General features: G+C 59.5%; 12 protein-coding genes, 4 tRNA genes and 1 pseudogene. 8 read left to right on the top strand and 9 right to left on the bottom strand.

Annotated features, from left to right (window positions below; translation table 11 throughout):
• Window positions 1-5 precede the first annotated feature (5 nt).
• The 3 genes and pseudogenes from FXO12_RS08275 (at window position 6) to FXO12_RS08285 (ending at window position 4,988) form a co-directional block, all read left to right on the top strand.
• The gene (locus FXO12_RS08275) at window positions 6-659 is read left to right on the top strand and encodes an HAD family phosphatase (RefSeq protein WP_054897873.1); all 654 of its coding nucleotides are present in this window, start codon (window positions 6-8) and stop codon (window positions 657-659) included.
• Between the two features lie 361 nt (window positions 660-1,020).
• The gene (locus tag FXO12_RS08280; protein ID WP_223816873.1) at window positions 1,021-3,102 is read left to right on the top strand and encodes a carboxy terminal-processing peptidase; all 2,082 of its coding nucleotides are present in this window, start codon (window positions 1,021-1,023) and stop codon (window positions 3,100-3,102) included.
• Window positions 3,103-3,219: 117 nt separating this feature from the next.
• A pseudogene (locus FXO12_RS08285) lies at window positions 3,220-4,988 on the top strand (bifunctional diguanylate cyclase/phosphodiesterase).
• Here FXO12_RS08285 and FXO12_RS08290 read toward each other — a convergent pair.
• The 4 genes from FXO12_RS08290 to FXO12_RS08305 all read right to left on the bottom strand — a co-directional run bounded on the left by FXO12_RS08290 (window position 4,985) and on the right by FXO12_RS08305 (window position 7,993).
• Window positions 4,985-5,356, bottom strand: coding sequence for a hypothetical protein (locus tag FXO12_RS08290; protein WP_005786715.1), 372 nt, complete (start codon window positions 5,354-5,356; stop codon window positions 4,985-4,987). The pseudogene FXO12_RS08285 and the gene FXO12_RS08290 overlap by 4 nt on opposite strands.
• Entirely contained in the window at window positions 5,353-5,691 is a 339-nt protein-coding gene (locus FXO12_RS08295) for a helix-turn-helix transcriptional regulator (RefSeq protein ID WP_034127238.1), read from the bottom strand. The genes FXO12_RS08290 and FXO12_RS08295 overlap by 4 nt, the downstream gene beginning before the upstream one ends.
• A gap of 96 nt (window positions 5,692-5,787) precedes the next feature.
• A complete protein-coding gene (locus FXO12_RS08300; RefSeq protein WP_056788425.1) occupies window positions 5,788-6,243 on the bottom strand; it encodes a YkvA family protein in 456 nt (151 codons plus the stop codon).
• Between the two features lie 1,009 nt (window positions 6,244-7,252).
• Window positions 7,253-7,993, bottom strand: coding sequence for an FKBP-type peptidyl-prolyl cis-trans isomerase (locus tag FXO12_RS08305; RefSeq protein ID WP_003190133.1), 741 nt, complete (start codon window positions 7,991-7,993; stop codon window positions 7,253-7,255).
• Between the two features lie 247 nt (window positions 7,994-8,240).
• On the opposite strand from FXO12_RS08305, the gene FXO12_RS08310 reads away from it, so the two are divergent.
• The gene (locus tag FXO12_RS08310) at window positions 8,241-10,049 is read left to right on the top strand and encodes a di-heme-cytochrome C peroxidase (RefSeq protein ID WP_087716063.1); all 1,809 of its coding nucleotides are present in this window, start codon (window positions 8,241-8,243) and stop codon (window positions 10,047-10,049) included.
• 29 nt (window positions 10,050-10,078) lie between these two features.
• The gene (locus tag FXO12_RS08315) at window positions 10,079-11,212 is read left to right on the top strand and encodes a catalase family protein (protein ID WP_057978144.1); all 1,134 of its coding nucleotides are present in this window, start codon (window positions 10,079-10,081) and stop codon (window positions 11,210-11,212) included.
• Between the two features lie 89 nt (window positions 11,213-11,301).
• On the opposite strand, the gene FXO12_RS08320 is transcribed toward FXO12_RS08315, so the two are convergent.
• The 4 genes from FXO12_RS08320 to FXO12_RS08335 form a co-directional block, all read right to left on the bottom strand.
• Window positions 11,302-11,378, bottom strand: a tRNA-Asp gene (locus FXO12_RS08320).
• A gap of 19 nt (window positions 11,379-11,397) precedes the next feature.
• Window positions 11,398-11,473 (bottom strand) — tRNA-Val (locus FXO12_RS08325).
• Window positions 11,474-11,650: 177 nt separating this feature from the next.
• Window positions 11,651-11,727 (bottom strand) — tRNA-Asp (locus FXO12_RS08330).
• A 19-nt stretch (window positions 11,728-11,746) separates the two neighbouring features.
• Window positions 11,747-11,822, bottom strand: a tRNA-Val gene (locus tag FXO12_RS08335).
• A 159-nt stretch (window positions 11,823-11,981) separates the two neighbouring features.
• On the opposite strand from FXO12_RS08335, the gene rdgC reads away from it, so the two are divergent.
• From rdgC to sugE, 3 genes are all read left to right on the top strand, one after another.
• Window positions 11,982-12,902: a recombination-associated protein RdgC gene (gene rdgC / locus FXO12_RS08340; protein WP_005786703.1), complete on the top strand. Its 921-nt coding sequence runs from the start codon at window positions 11,982-11,984 to the stop codon at window positions 12,900-12,902.
• Between the two features lie 166 nt (window positions 12,903-13,068).
• Window positions 13,069-14,028, top strand: a complete 960-nt coding sequence (locus tag FXO12_RS08345; RefSeq protein WP_057978118.1) for a bile acid:sodium symporter family protein — start codon at window positions 13,069-13,071, stop codon at window positions 14,026-14,028.
• 112 nt (window positions 14,029-14,140) lie between these two features.
• On the top strand, window positions 14,141-14,455 hold the full coding sequence (gene sugE, locus FXO12_RS08350; RefSeq protein WP_054897869.1) for a quaternary ammonium compound efflux SMR transporter SugE: 315 nt from the start codon (window positions 14,141-14,143) through the stop codon (window positions 14,453-14,455).
• Between the two features lie 108 nt (window positions 14,456-14,563).
• Here sugE and FXO12_RS08355 read toward each other — a convergent pair whose 3' ends face one another.
• A complete protein-coding gene (locus tag FXO12_RS08355) occupies window positions 14,564-16,438 on the bottom strand; it encodes an MFS transporter (RefSeq protein ID WP_057978120.1) in 1,875 nt (624 codons plus the stop codon).
• Window positions 16,439-16,477 lie beyond the last annotated feature (39 nt).

Below are 16,477 nucleotides of genomic sequence, written 5' to 3' on the forward strand. Positions count from 1 at the left end.
CACCGATGGCATTGGTAATTTTTGATCTGGACGACACCTTGATCCACGGCGACTGCGCCACGCTGTGGAGCGAACAGATGGGCCGCCTCGGCTGGGTAGACCCTGAGTCATTCATGCGCAGGAACAACGAGCTGATGGATGCCTACAGCCAGGGCAAGCTGTTGATGGAAGATTTCATGGATTTCAGCCTGGAGCCGATGATCGGCCGAACCCCGGAAGAAATCGAGCACCTGGTGGAGCCGTGGGTCGAGGACGTGATCGAGCCGCTGATCTACAGCGACGCCACCAAGACCATCGCCCGCCACCGCGCGAACGGTGACCGGATCCTGGTGATTTCCGCTTCGGGCACTCACCTGGTCACGCCGATTGCTGCGCGTATCGGTATCGAGGAAGTGCTGGGGATTAACCTGAGCGTCAGCCATGGGGTATACGACGGCAAGACAGAGGGTGTACTGACTTACCGTGAAGGCAAGATCACGCGGTTGCTGGAATGGCTGGAGCAGGAAGGCGAAACCCTTGAAGGTGCCTATTTCTATTCGGACTCGCGCAATGATTTACCGCTGCTGCTCAAGGTGGATCACCCGCAGGTGGTGAACCCGGACCCGGTGTTGCGCGCCAATGCCGAACAGGCCGGCTGGCCGATCCACCACTGGACCTGAATCAATAGACATCAACCTGTGGGAGCTGGCTTGCCGGCGATAGCGGTGCAACAGTGAAGAATTCTTCATCTGGCGCACCGCTATCGCAGGCAAGCCAGCTCCCACACTGACTGCATTTCAATCTAGGATTCGGTCAGGCTATTGGCAATATGGACTACACCGGACGTAGGACGAGGTTGTTCTAGCCCCCCACATCACCGTCAACGCCTTGCAATGCTTTCACAGTGCCTCCATAGTGAGTCTGGACTGAGCCCGGTGCTGTAGCGCCGGGCTTTTTGCATTATGCGACCGGACCATATGGAACCGGCTCCCTCAAAGACGGCCTAATATGCGTTATCAATTGCCCCCGCGTCGAATCAGCATGAAGCATCTGTTCCCCAGCACCGCCCTCGCTTTTTTCATTGGTCTCGGCTTCGCGTCGATGTCGACCAATACGTTCGCAGCCAATAGCTGGGACAACCTTCAGCCTGATCGCGATGAGGTGATTGCCAGCCTTAACGTCGTCGAGTTGCTCAAGCGCCATCACTACAGCAAGCCGCCGCTGGACGACGCTCGCTCGGTGATCATCTACGACAGCTACCTCAAGCTGCTGGACCCCTCGCGCAGCTACTTCCTGGCCAGCGATATCGCTGAGTTCGACAAGTGGAAGACCCAATTCGACGACTTCCTCAAGAGCGGCGACCTGCAACCCGGCTTCACCATCTACAAGCGTTACCTGGACCGCGTCAAAGCGCGTCTGGACTTCGCGTTGGGTGAGCTGAACAAGGGCGTCGACAAACTCGATTTCACCCAGAAAGAAACCCTTCTGGTAGACCGCAAGGACGCCCCTTGGCTGACCAGCACCGCAGCCCTGGACGACCTGTGGCGCAAACGCGTCAAGGACGAAGTGCTGCGCTTGAAGATCGCCGGCAAAGAGCCCAAGGCCATTCAAGAACTGCTGACCAAGCGCTACAAAAACCAGCTGGCACGCCTGGACCAGACCCGTGCCGAGGATATCTTCCAGGCCTACATCAACACCTTTGCGATGTCCTACGACCCGCACACCAATTATCTGTCGCCAGATAACGCGGAAAATTTCGATATCAATATGAGTCTGTCCCTGGAAGGCATCGGTGCCGTCCTGCAAAGCGACAATGACCAGGTGAAGATCGTACGTCTGGTGCCGGCAGGCCCTGCTGACAAAACCAAGCAAGTGGCACCGGCCGACAAGATCATCGGCGTGGCCCAGGCCGACAAAGAGATGGTCGATGTGGTCGGCTGGCGCCTGGACGAAGTGGTCAAGCTGATCCGTGGGCCTAAAGGCAGCGTGGTGCGCCTGGAAGTGATTCCGCACACCAATGCACCGAACGACCAGACCAGCAAGATCGTGTCCATCACCCGTGAAGCGGTGAAGCTCGAAGACCAGGCCGTGCAGAAGAAAGTCCTCAACCTCAAGCAGGATGGCAAGGACTACAAGCTGGGCGTGATCGAAATCCCGGCCTTCTACCTGGACTTCAAGGCGTTCCGCGCCGGTGATCCGGACTACAAGTCCACCACCCGCGACGTGAAGAAAATCCTGACAGAACTGCAGAAAGAGAAAGTCGACGGCGTGGTCATCGACCTGCGCAACAACGGCGGCGGCTCCCTGCAGGAAGCCACCGAGCTGACCAGCCTGTTTATCGACAAGGGCCCGACCGTATTGGTACGCAACGCTGACGGCCGTGTCGACGTGCTCGAAGACGAGAACCCGGGTGCCTTCTACAAAGGGCCGATGGCGCTGCTGGTCAACCGTCTCTCGGCCTCGGCCTCGGAGATTTTCGCCGGCGCCATGCAGGACTACCACCGCGCACTGATCATCGGCGGCCAGACCTTCGGCAAAGGCACCGTGCAGACCATCCAACCGCTGAACCATGGCGAGCTCAAGCTGACACTGGCCAAGTTCTACCGGGTATCCGGGCAGAGCACCCAGCATCAAGGCGTACTGCCGGATATCGATTTCCCTTCGATCATCGACACCAAGGAAATCGGCGAAAGCGCCCTGCCTGAAGCCATGCCGTGGGACACCATCCGCCCTGCGATCAAGCCGGCGTCGGATCCGTTCAAGCCCTTCCTGGCTCAGTTGAAGGCTGACCATGACACCCGCTCTGCCAAGGACGCCGAGTTCGTGTTTATCCGCGACAAGCTGGCCCTGGCCAAGAAGCTGATGGAAGAGAAGACCGTCAGCCTCAACGAAGCGGATCGCCGTGCACAGCACTCCAGCATCGAGAATCAGCAACTGGTGCTGGAAAACACCCGCCGCAAGGCCAAGGGTGAAGACCCGCTCAAAGAGCTGAAGAAAGAAGATGAAGACGCGCTGCCGACCGAGGCGGATAAAACCAAGCCGGAAGACGACGCTTACTTGGCCGAGACTGGCCGGATCCTGCTGGATTATCTGAAAATCACCAAGCAGGTGGCCAAGCAGTAAATGATGGCGATTTAATGTGATCGCTCCTCGGAGTGTCATCATATAGACATCATTCTGTCGTGAAATAAAAGGACCGCAGGTTTACGCCTGCGGTCCTTTTTTTTGATCGAGACCGCCATGACCATGACCGAACAGCTGAATGCATTGGGCTCAATCCTGGCTCAAGGCAGTTTGCACAGCCTGTTCCAACCGATCATCTGCCTGTCGGAGCGGCGCATCCTCGGTTATGAAGCTCTCAGTCGTGGCCCGTCCAACAGCCCGCTGCACTCCCCCGTCGCACTGTTCTCGGTGGCCAGCCACGCCGGGCGCCTGAGCGAATTGGACATGGCGTGTCGAGAGAGTGCATGCCGGCGCTTCAGCGAGCAGAAACTGCCCGGCAAGCTGTTCCTCAATATCTCTCCCGAATCCTTGATGGAGAACGCACATCAGCCAGGGCGCACGCTGCAACTGTTGCGCGACTTCGGCATTTCTCCCAGCCAAGTGGTGATCGAGCTAACCGAGCAGGCACCCACCGACGATTTCGCGCTGCTGCAAACTGCCTTGCACCACTACCGCGACATGGGCTTTGCCATCGCACTGGATGACTTGGGCGCCGGTTATTCCAGCTTGCGGTTGTGGTCCGAGCTGCGCCCGGACTACGTGAAGATCGACCGGCACTTTATTGACGGCATTCACCAGGACGCCCTCAAGCGTGAGTTTGTCGGCTCGATCCTGCAGATCGCCAGGGCGTCCCGCGCCCAAGTGATTGCCGAGGGCATCGAGTTGCCGGAAGAACTGGCAGTGTTGACGGAGATGGGCGTCGACCTGGTCCAGGGCTACCTGCTCTGCCGCCCTCAGGAAAAGCCGCCGCAGGAAGCGCGCCTGATGCTGCCCAAGCCGGATAACGCCACGCTGGCCCTCAATGACGAAGGCAGTGACTTGAGCGCCCTGCTCAATGAGCAGCCCGCCGTGGATCAAGACACCGCCACCGCTCAAGTGCTGGAATCGTTCCGCCGCCAGGCCAACCTCAACTCGCTGGCGGTATTGGACGGCCGCGGTTGCCCGGTCGGCATTGTGCACCGGCACTCGTTGTCGGACGCGTTGCTCAAGCCGTTCGCGACCGATCTGTTTGCACGTAAACCCATCAGCCGCTTGATGAGCGATGACTTTTGGCGGTGGAACTGAGCCAGTCCTTGCAGCAGGTCAGCCGCTTATTGACCAGCCGCGCGCGGCAACGCATCGAAGAGGATTTCATCATCACCCTGAACGGTGATTACCTGGGACTGGGTCGGGTCATCGACGTGCTCAAGTTGATCACGGAGCTGAAAATCCAGCAGGCCCGCTATGCCAACCCGTTGACCTTGTTGCCTGGCAATGTGCCGATCCAGCAGTGCCTCACCCGGCTGCTGCAGCAACAGCGCGAGTCGGTGATCTGCTATGTGGATATCGACAGTTTCAAACCGTTCAACGATATCTACGGCTACGGGCGCGGGGATGAAGTGCTGCTGTGCCTGGCGCAGTGCCTCAACGACCGGGTAGACCCCAGCCGCGACTTTGTCGGGCATATTGGTGGGGATGATTTTTTGCTGGTGCTGGGCCCGCAGGATTGGCGCAAGCGGCTCAACCAGTTGCTGGATGACTTCCATACCCAATGCCGACGCTTCTACCGCGCTGAACATCTGGAGGCTGGGTGCTTCGTGGCCCTCAATCGCCAGGGCGTGCGCCAGGAGTTTGCGTTGCTGTCGCTGTCCATCGGTGTAGTGCACTTGTATCCTCAGGCCTGCGCACAACTCGATGCCAGCCAGTTGGCAGAGCTGGCGTCACAAGCCAAGCACCATGCCAAGGATGTGGCGGGCTACAGCATCCACGTGATCGACAGCATGGACACCTGCCCCCAGGCGCTTTAGGCCTCGGCGGACTCCGGATACTCGTACTCGAACACCCGCACCACTTCGGATGCATGCCAGGACGCGGCGGCGACGCCATCGGACGGCCCGCTGAACCGCCCCAGGCGCTCCACACATTCGAAAAAACCGGTGCGCGGCAGGCGGCTGGCGCCCTGGCTGATCACCAGGGAACTGCGCAGCGGCTGCTCGGCCTTGGCATCCAGTGCCGCCAGGTGCTCCAGGGCCGCCGCCAGGGTCTGCATGGCCGGCGTGGGGAATTGCAGGCGCTCAAGCAGTGCACGGTAGGTGAGCAAATGGCGCTGGCGCCGCGCCTGATCCAGTTCGTTGAGCAACCCATCCCAGTGTTGACGGCTAATACGTAGGCTCAAGACTCATCCCTCCAACCTGCTACGCCCAATTCCCAAGCCAGGCTGCGGCGAATGGCGGCATCCGGCTGGCGTTCACCACTTTCAATCAATCCAAGGTATGAGGGGCTGATCCCCACTGTGCGTGCCAGGGTCTCGATAGCCAGCCCCTTGGCTTCACGCAGGCCGCGCAGGGCTGCGAGCGGGCGCAGGTCCTGATCAATGGCGGTAGAGGCGGCAGGGGAAGAAGCGGGTGTAGGTTGCTGCTGACCGGCAGCTTTTAGCAGCGCCTGGTACTGGTCCCATGGCAACACCGCGTATTCGGGTGCGCCATCGCGTGAAATGATCTGAATATCCATGACTGCCCCGTAGGATAAAAACACTTACTAAGTAAGTTCTTTCCTTAGAAGTGTAATCCTAACAGCCACGAAGGTCGCAGGGGATACCGGGCAACATTAGTTTTTTTGCGGGTTTTCCCGAGCCAGCAGCTCAGGCGTCGCTGGCAGGCGCTCAACCACCGCGAGTTTTTCCGGGCGTTGCGCATCGCGCCAGGCGCGAAAGGCGCTCAGTTCGCCGCTCAGGGTCTTCATGACCCATGCCAGCACGGCGATGTCATCCAGCATGCCGAACATCGGGAGGAAATCCGGAATCGCATCAATCGGGCTGAGAAAATACATCAGCCCCGCCACCACCGAGATCAGCGCCTTAGGGCTGATCGCACGGTATTCGCCGCGCCAGTAAGCCAGGCACAGGGCCTGCAGTAACTTGAGATCATCCTTGAGCTGGCCGAGCCGATTGCCTTGGCTTGAACCTTTGGCAGCGACGGCAAACAGCAAGGTTGGCAAACGCCCCCGACCGAGCAAGCGTGCGGCCATGGGCAGGAAACGGGTGAAATTGAACGGTGGTTTCATTGGGCACTCCAGTTCCAGGCGACATAAAAGGTTATCCACACAAATTGTGGATAACCTTGTGAACAGAGCCTGTTTTATCGGCTGAAAGCCACGGACTACAAGGCCTACAGTCAGATCGGGCGTTTTTTGCGCACATAAAAAAAACCCAAGAATTCATTGACTTGGCATGTATGTGCGGCTACCCGTGCTCGAGTCTTATATCAGACTGTGTCCGGTTGCGGACGTTCGTTTGGATTTGCAGAGGCTTCAACGTAGGGGCTGGCTGGCGTGCGATAGCCATAGACATCTACACGACCCGGTACGACGTGGCAGCCTGCCAGCCGATGCCTATCTCCCAGACACCCCCGGCTCCAAATGTGGGAGCTGGCTTGCCTGCGATTGCCTTAGGCATCAACACAACTTTACAGGCCGTAGCAGCCAACGCTAACCACGATGCGAAGCGAGCCGCTCTTGATCTTGATCTGCTTTTGATCTTAGGCGCCCCGTTAAACCACGCTGGCCGGAATTCGACAGGGATTTGGGGGGTAAACCGGCAGGGATGCCGGTTTAGCCGCCCCGCGCCATGGATGGCGCGTGGCGGCGGCCCCCCAAATCACTGGCGGATTACGGGCACACCGAGCCTGAGCGAGGTGCCGAGTGGTGGGGCAAGAGCGTTTTGCTTACTTTGCCGCTCTTGCAAAGTGAGCCGCCGTCAGGGCGGAACCCTATGTGGCCGTTACCGCAGCAATGGATATGTACACAATCCAACTGTGTTGATTGCCAGGCCGCCTTCGCGAGCAAGCCCGCTCCCACAGGTTGATCGTGGTGTGTCAGTTAGTAGGTGTAGGCTGGCAGGCCGTCATCGCAGGCAAGCCAGCTCCCACATTTGGAGTGCTGAGCGTCTGGCGGTCATCACAGCGATGCGGCGACCCGACAAGCCAGCTCCCACAGAAGATTTTTGCATCCTTTGATACAGCCCCGAAAACAACAACGCCCCGTCGAGACGGGGCGTTGTGTGTTCAGGCGCCGATTACTTCTTGGCGGCTGGTGCAGCAGGTGCGTCCGCTGCTTCTGCCTTGGCTGGGTCCTTGATGGCCAGCAGCTCCAGGTCGAATACCAGCACGGAGTTGGCCGGGATCGCCGGGCTCGGGCTCTGGGCGCCGTAGGCCAGGTCGGACGGGATGTACAACTCGACCTTCTCGCCAACATGCATCAGTTGCAAGCCTTCGACCCAACCCGGGATCACGCCGCTGACCGGCAGGTCGATCGGGCTACCACGATCTACAGAGCTGTCAAAGGTAGTGCCGTTGGTGAGCTTGCCGGTGTAGTGAACAGTCACCACGTCGGTTGGCTTAGGCTGGGCGCCGTCGGCCTTCTTCACGATCTTGTACTGCAGACCGGAAGCGGTGGTGACGACGCCGTCTTTCTTGGCGTTGTCTTCGAGGAATTTCTTGCCGGCAGCTGCCGACTCTTCGCTCATTTTAGTCATGCGCTCTTCGGCACGCTTTTGCAGCGCGGCGAAGGCTTCAACCAGTTCGTCATCTTTGAGCTTCTGCTCTTTCTTGCCGACAGCATCTTCAATGCCTTGGGCTACCGCTTTGGAGTCCAGGTCATCCATGCCTTCTTGGGCAAGGCTCTTGCCCATGTTCAGGCCGATGCCGTAGGAAGCTTTTTGCGCCGGGGTTTTCAGCTCTACGCTGGTTTGCGAATCACAACCCGCAAGTACCAGGCTAACCAGGGCCACCGCCGCCGCCAACCGATGCTGTTTCATGCTATTTCCTTGTTCATGCGCCAAAAGGGCATTCGAATAAAGTCGCGAGCTTATCAGGCGGCCCCGACCAATGGCTACCGGCATGTGAGCAGGAAACTTCTGATAAGTTCACGTGTTTAAAAGCATTTCCATTTATCATGGGCCACCGCGACGGATCGCGGGACCGCCTGCCAGCAGGCTAATCGCTACTTGCCGCACCTGTGGCGCAGTGGCATAACAACGCGACAATTCGACAAGGATAGTTATCTTGCGCATTTTTTCCCGAGTTTTACTCCTGATACTGATCGCACTGGGCCTGATCCTGGCCGTGGTGCTCTATTACACCCTCAACCCCAAGCTGCCGGATTACGTGCCCGTGAAACAGGTGCACTATCAGGAGCAATGGAGTGCCGCCGACCGCCAGACCTACTACTTCACGCCCCAGGGCACTCAAGTAAAAGGCCTGCACTACGACTGGTTCACCGCCCTGGAGCTGCCGTTCTCCGAGCAACGCTTTGCCGCGCCGCAGTACCTGGCGCGCTTTGGCTTCCTGGTCGATCCCAAACAGGTGCCCACCGCGCAAAACCCTGGCAACCTGCCGGTAGGGTTCGCCCGGCACCAGAACGCCGACAGCAAGGCTCAGTACCTGGATATCACCTGTGCGGCCTGCCACACCGGCGAATTGCACTTCAAGGGTCAGGCCCTGCGTATCGACGGCGGCTCGGCGCAACACGTACTGCCCTCCAGCGTTCCCACGTTGCGTGGCGGCAGTTTCGGCCAGGCCCTGGTCGCCAGCCTGGCCGCTACCTATTACAACCCATGGAAGTTCGAGCGCTTTGCCCACAAGGTCCTGGGGGATCAGTACGACGCCCAGCGCGATCAACTGCGCAAGGACTTCAAGCAATCGCTGAACCAGTTCCTCAAGGTTGCCTGGAATGACACCCACCGCGGCCTTTACCCCACCGAAGAAGGCCCGGGCCGCACTGACGCCTTTGGGCGCATCGCCAACGCCAGTTTTGGCGACGCTATTTCCCCAGACAATTATCGCGTCGCCAATGCGCCGGTGGACTACCCGCAGTTGTGGGATATCTGGACCTTCGACTGGGTGCAGTGGAATGGCTCGGCCCAACAGCCCATGGCGCGCAACATCGGCGAAGCCCTTGGCGTAGGCGCGACCCTGACGTTCTTCGACACTGCCGGGCAACCGCTCAAAGGCGATGCCCGCTACCCGTCCAGCGTACGGGTGCGCGACCTGCACCTGATCGAAGAAACCCTGCAACGGCTCAAACCGCCGACCTGGCCGCAATACTTGTTCGGTGCCATCGACAAGCCCCTCGCCGCCCAGGGTCGCGCACTCTTTGCCGAGAACTGCGCCGGCTGCCACCTACCCACCGTCACCCAAGAAAACGGCCGTCCGGTGCAGCAGTTGAAAATGCTGCCGGTGAACTACATCGGCACCGACCCCGGCACGGCCAACAACATTGCCGACCAACGCTATGACCTCAGCGCGTTGCAATGGGACCCGGCCGAACTGGCCCGGCTCAATGTCGAACTGCACCCCACCCCCACCGCGCCGCTGGACCTGAAAAAAATGTCGGTGGCCCAGGGTTTAGCCTATGTCACCGCCTTCGTCGAAGAGCATGCCTACCGTGCGGCGGGCGTTACCGCGGCCGAGCGCCCAGGCCTGGACGGGTTCGGCCTGCCCATCGGCGTGCGCGAATTGCGTGCCTACAAGGCGCGGCCACTGGCCGGCGTATGGGCCACCCCACCGTTCCTGCACAACGGTTCGGTGCCGACGATCTACCAACTGCTCTCGCCCCAGGACGAACGCAGCACTACCTTCTATAAAGGCACCTTCAACTACGACCCGCGTCACCTGGGGTTTGAGACCATCGCCTTCAAGAATGCCTTCCTGTTCGATACCAGAATCACCGGCAACCACAACAGCGGCCACGAATTCCGTGCCGGCGAACGTGGCAATGGCGTGATCGGCCGTGGCCTGCTGCCGCAGGAACGCTGGGCGCTGCTCGAATACCTCAAGGTGCTGGGCGGCCCGCTGGAGCAACAACTGCCATGATTATCCGCTCGCAAAACAAGGACCGCTCCATGCTTGCTCGTCTCTGGCTACGCCTTGGCGCCTTTGTTGGCAAAACCCTGCTGTGGCTGCTGGGCCTGGGCCTGCTGGGGTGGGTGTTGGCCACGGCCTGGTTCGCCTGGCAACACAGGGGCCCGGTGTCGGTGAAGGAACAGATCCCGCCCGGTGAAGCGGCGATGACCCAAGGCATCATCCAGACCGCCGTGCGCATCGTTGATCAGCATCGCGAAGGCACTCGCTACCTGCGTGATGCCCATGCCAAGGCCCATGGGTGCGTGAAAGCCGAGGTCAGCGTTCTGACAGATCTCGACCCGGCCTTGCGCCAGGGTGTATTTGCCGAGCCGGGCAAGACCTGGCAGGCGACGATGCGCCTGTCCAACGGCAACGCTTATCCGCAATTCGACAGCATCCGCGATGCCCGCGGCATGGCCATCAAGCTGTTGGATGTGCCGGGCAAGCAACTGATGGCAGATCAGCAAGCGCGCACCGAACAGGATTTCGTGATGTTCAGCCACCCGAACTTCTTTGTCAGCGATGTCGCGGAATACGCGCAAAACATCGGCGCGCAAGCGGATGGCAAGAAGGTCCTGGCTTTCTTTCCCAAGCTCGACCCGCGCAGTTGGCAAGTGCGTCACCTGTTTATCGCCCTGGCAACCCTGGCGCCCGCACCGGCCATCCCGACGCAGACGACTTACTTTTCAGTGTCGCCCTACAAGTTTGGCGCGGCCAACGCCAAGTTTCGCGTCGCGCCAGATCCGCAAAGCTGCCCGGATTATGTGTTGCCCAAACAGAACCAGGCCCTGCCCAACTTCCTGCGCAGCGCGCTCAACCAGCAACTGTCCACCGACCGTGTAGATGCGTGTTTTGTGCTGCAGATCCAGCGGCAAAACCCGCAGGCGTTCATGCCGATCGAAGACACCAGCATCGAATGGAAGGAAAGCGACGCGCCGTATGAAACCGTGGCCAAGGTCAGGATTCCCGCCCAGGACTTCGACACGCCGGCGCAGAACCTGGCGTGCGATAACCAGTCGTTCAACCCCTGGTTCGGGCTGGAAGCGCACCGCCCCATCGGCGGCATCAACCGGCTGCGCAAAGCAGTGTACGAGGCCGTCAGCGATTACCGCCACAGCCGCAACGCACCGTAAGGCGCGTTAAATCGCAGGCGAAAAAAAACCCGCTCATTGAGCGGGTTTCTTGTGGCTGCCTGGCGTTCAGTGTTCCAGGTGACCGAATATGGCGCAGCGGACGGGACTCGAACCCGCGACCCCCGGCGTGACAGGCCGGTATTCTAACCGACTGAACTACCGCTGCGCGTAACACTTGAAGCGAATGGTGGGTGATGACGGGATCGAACCGCCGACCCTCTGCTTGTAAGGCAGATGCTCTCCCAGCTGAGCTAATCACCCTTCGTTTCGGTGTGGGCGCATCATACACCAAAAAATCGTAATGTCTTGATTTAAATGCAATTTATTTAAAAAAAGTTTAGCGCACGATTTTTTGCCATATTTCGGACAGAAAAAAACCCGCTCAATGAGCGGGCTTTCTTTGGTTACCTGGCGTTCAGCGTTCCAGGTGACCGAATATGGCGCAGCGGACGGGACTCGAACCCGCGACCCCCGGCGTGACAGGCCGGTATTCTAACCGACTGAACTACCGCTGCGCGTAACACATGAAGCGAATGGTGGGTGATGACGGGATCGAACCGCCGACCCTCTGCTTGTAAGGCAGATGCTCTCCCAGCTGAGCTAATCACCCTTCGTTTCGGTGTGGCGCGCATTCTACGGAGCGACCCTAAGTCTGGCAAGCACTTTCTTAAATCTTTTTTTTCAGCCCTTCCAATGGCTTAGGCAGGGTTGGCCTGCGGCGTGATCAAGAGAATAATGCCCCCCTTTGTATAGAGGAGAGACTCACCCCATGTGGTTCAAGAACCTGCTTATCTATCGCCTGACCCAAGATCTGCCTGTTGATGCCGAGGCGTTGGAAGCGGCCATGGCCACCAAGCTGGCGCGCCCTTGTGCAAGCCAGGAGTTGACCACTTACGGTTTCGTCGCGCCTTTTGGTAAAGGTGAAGACGCTCCCCTGGTTCACGTCAGCGGCGATTTCCTGCTGATCGCCGCTCGCAAGGAAGAACGCATCCTGCCGGGTAGCGTGGTGCGTGATGCACTTAAAGAGAAAGTCGAAGAGATCGAAGCCGAGCAAATGCGCAAGGTCTATAAGAAGGAGCGCGACCAGATCAAGGATGAAATCATCCAGGCCTTCCTGCCGCGTGCCTTTATCCGTCGCTCGTCGACCTTCGCTGCAATCGCGCCGAAACAGGGCCTGATCCTGGTCAACTCGGCCAGCCCCAAGCGTGCCGAAGACCTGCTGTCGACCCTGCGTGAGGTGATCGGCACCCTGCCCGTCCGCCCTCTGACGGTAAAAACCGCACCAACTGCAATCATGACTGACTGGGTCACCACCCAGAAACCGGCTGATGACTTCTTCGTCCTCGACGAATGCGAACTGCGCGACACCCACGAAGACGGCGGCATCGTGCGCTGCAAACGCCAGGACCTGACCGGCGAAGAGATCCAGCTGCACCTGACCACCGGCAAGGTCGTAACCCAACTGTCCCTGGCGTGGCAGGACAAGCTGTCCTTCATGCTCGATGACAAGATGACCGTCAAGCGCCTGAAGTTCGAAGACCTGCTGCAAGACCAGGCGGAACAGGACGGCGGCGATGAAGCTCTGGGCCAACTGGATGCCAGCTTTACCTTGATGATGCTGACCTTCGGCGATTTCCTGCCGGCGTTGGTCGAGGCACTGGGCGGCGAAGAGACACCACAGGGCATCTAAGCAACACCGATCCAATGCGGGCACAGTCAGTGTGGGAGCTGGCTTGCCTGCGATAGCGGAGTGTCAGCCAGAGGAGTGCCGACTGATACACCGCTATCGCAGGCAAGCCAGCTCCCACATTTGATTGCATCGACAACTCGGAAATCGAATAAAAAAGGACATCCCCATGCGCGCACTCGCCGCCTTGAGCCGCTTCGTCGGTAACACCTTTGCCTATTGGGTGTTGATCTTTGCCGTTGTCGCCTTTCTCCAACCCGGCTGGTTCATTGGCCTGAAAAGCGCCATCGTCCCACTGCTGGGCCTGGTGATGTTCGGCATGGGGTTGACCTTGAAGCTGGAAGACTTCGCCGAACTCGCTCGCCACCCGTGGCGCGTGGCCTTGGGCGTGGTCGCGCATTTCGTGATCATGCCGGGCGTGGCATGGTTGCTGTGCCAGGCGTTCCATTTGCCTGCGGAAATTGCCGTTGGCGTGATCCTGGTCGGCTGTTGCCCAAGTGGCACGTCGTCCAACGTCATGACCTGGCTGGCCCGGGGTGACCTGGCGTTATCGGTGGCGATTGCCGCGGTCACCACCCTCCTCGCCCCGCTGCTCACACCGGCGTTGATCTGGCTGCTGGCCTCGGCCTGGCTGCCAGTGTCGTTCATGGAACTGTTCTGGTCGATCCTGCAAGTGGTGCTGCTACCCATCGTACTGGGCGTGGTCGCGCAGCGTTTGCTCGGTGATCGGGTAAGGCATGCGGTGGATGTGCTGCCACTGGTGTCGGTGGTCAGCATTGTGATCATCGTCGCGGCCGTGGTTGCCGCAAGCCAAGGCAAGATTGCCGAGTCGGGCCTGCTGATCATGGCCGTGGTGATGCTGCACAACAGCTTCGGTTACCTGCTGGGCTACTTCACCGGGCGCCTGTTCAAGTTGCCCTTGGCGCAACGCAAGTCGCTGGCCCTGGAAGTGGGCATGCAGAACTCCGGGCTGGGTGCCGCGCTGGCCAGTGCGCACTTTTCGCCACTGGCGGCGGTGCCCAGTGCGTTGTTCAGCGTCTGGCACAATATTTCCGGCGCATTGCTGTCGACCTATTTCCGCCGCATGAGCGAAAAGGAAGACCGCCGCGCCCTGGAAACCACGCCGTAACTTGATCGCCCGGTCCAATTTCGGCACTCTACCGAACTTCGCGGGGACGACCTCGCGACGCTATCAAGCGCTCACCCGGGGACGACCCCACTTTGATAGAAGCGAGGTCATCATGTCCTGGATCATTCTGTTTTTTGCCGGGTTGTTTGAAGTGGGCTGGGCCGTCGGCCTGAAGTACACCGACGGGTTCAGCAAGCCGCTGCCCACCGTCCTGACGATTGCCGCGATGGCCGTCAGCCTTGGGTTGTTGGGGCTGGCCATGAAGGAATTGCCGCTGGGCACCGCCTATGCCATCTGGACCGGCGTGGGGGCCGTGGGCACCGTGATTGCCGGGATTATCCTGTTTGGAGAATCCATGGCGTTGTTTCGGTTGGCGAGTGTGGCGTTGATTATTTGTGGGCTGATTGGGCTAAAGATTTCCACTTAAGCCACTACCGCTATCGCAGGCAAGCCAGCTCCCACCTTTTGAATTGTGAATACAGTCAAATGTGGGAGCTGGCTTGCCTGCGATGATGCCCTGACAAACAACGACAAACTACCTGGCACTCCCCCGCAAACCGCCCACCACAGAGTGCAACTGCTCAGGCGTTGCCGCTTCCACAGCCACCGGCTCGCCCGCCACCAACACCACCCGCGACCAGATCCGATGAAACAAACCCTTGTTCGGATCACGGCTGAAGAAACTCCCCCACAACCCCTGCAATGCCATCGGGATCACCGGCACCGGCGTCTCCTCCAGGATGCGCGTCACCCCACCGCGAAACTCATTCATCTCGCCATCGGCTGTCAGCTTGCCTTCCGGGAAGATGCACACCAGCTCGCCATCCTTGAGGTACTGGGCAATGCGCGCGAACGCCTGCTCGTAGATCTGAATGTCTTCATGGCGCCCGGCAATCGGAATCGTCCCGGCGGTGCGGAAGATAAAATTGAGCACCGGCAAGCGGTAGATCTTGTAGTACATGACAAAGCGAATCGGCCTACGTACTGCGCCGCCAATCAACAGCGCATCGACAAACGACACATGGTTGCACACCAGCAACGCCGCGCCTTCATCCGGGATGGCTTGCAGGTTGCGATGCTCCACGCGGTACATGGAATGGCTGAGCAGCCAGATCATGAAGCGCATGGTGAACTCGGGGACGATTTTAAAGATGTAAGTGTTAACCGCGATGTTGAGCAGCGACACCACCAGGAACAACTCGGGGATCGACAGCTTGGCCACGCTCAACAGCAGAATGGACACGATGGCCGAGACCACCATGAACAGTGCATTGAGAATGTTGTTCGCCGCGATCACCCGTGCCCGTTCGTTCTCGGCGGTACGCGACTGGATCAGCGCATACAGCGGCACGATGTAAAAGCCGCCGAACACCCCCAGGCCGAGGATATCGAACAGCACCCACCACGCCTGGCCGTAGCTGAGCACCGCGAGCCAATCGTTGGCTTGCACGTTCTGCGGGAAGCCGCCGGAGTGCCACCACAGCAGCAGGCCGAACACGGTCAGGCCAAATGAGCCAAACGGCACCAGGCCGATTTCCACCTTACGCCCGGAGAGCTTTTCGCACAGCATCGAGCCCAGGGCGATGCCCACCGAGAACACCGTGAGGATCAAGGTCACCACGGTTTCGTCGCCGTACAACCATTCCTTGGCATAGGCAGGTATTTGCGTGAGGTAAATCGCGCCGACAAACCAGAACCATGAGTTGCCGACAATCGAGCGCGACACCGCCGGCGTCTGCCCCAGGCCCATGCGTAAAGTCGCCCAGGACTGAGTGAAGATATTCCAGTCCAGGCGCAGCTGCGGTGTCGAAGCCGCTGCGCGCGGGATGCTGCGGCTGGCCAGGTAGCCCAGCACCGCCACGGCCACAATCGCCACCGCCACCACCGGCGCGTAATGGGTGGAAGACATCATGATCCCGGCACCGATGGTGCCGGCCAAAATTGCCAGGAACGTGCCCATCTCCACCAGGCCGTTACCGCCGACCAACTCATCGTCGTGCAATGCCTGGGGCATGATCGAGTACTTCACCGGGCCGAACAGCGCCGAGTGAGTGCCCATGGCAAACAGCGCCAGCAGCATCAGTTCAAGATGATTGGTCAGAAAACCCGTCGCGCCCACCGCCATGATCACGATCTCGCCGATCTTGATCGCGCGGATCAACGCGTCCTTGTTGAATTTCTCGCCAAACTGCCCGGCCAACGCCGAGAACAGGAAGAACGGCAGGATAAACAACAAAGCACACAGGTTGACCCAGATGGAGCGGTCACCCTCGATGGTGAGCTTGTAAAGGATGGCCAGGATCAGCGACTGCTTGAAGATGTTGTCGTTGAACGCGCCCAGCAACTGGGTGATGAAAAACGGCAAGAAGCGCCGCGTGCGCAGCAAGGTGAATTGGGAAGGATGGCTCATCGTCGTCCGTGTTCCTGCGTGGCCTTTATTTATCAGGCC

The sequence above is a fragment of the Pseudomonas sp. J380 genome, from assembly GCF_009827115.1.
Taxonomy (GTDB): Bacteria; Pseudomonadota; Gammaproteobacteria; order Pseudomonadales; family Pseudomonadaceae; genus Aquipseudomonas; species Aquipseudomonas paracarnis.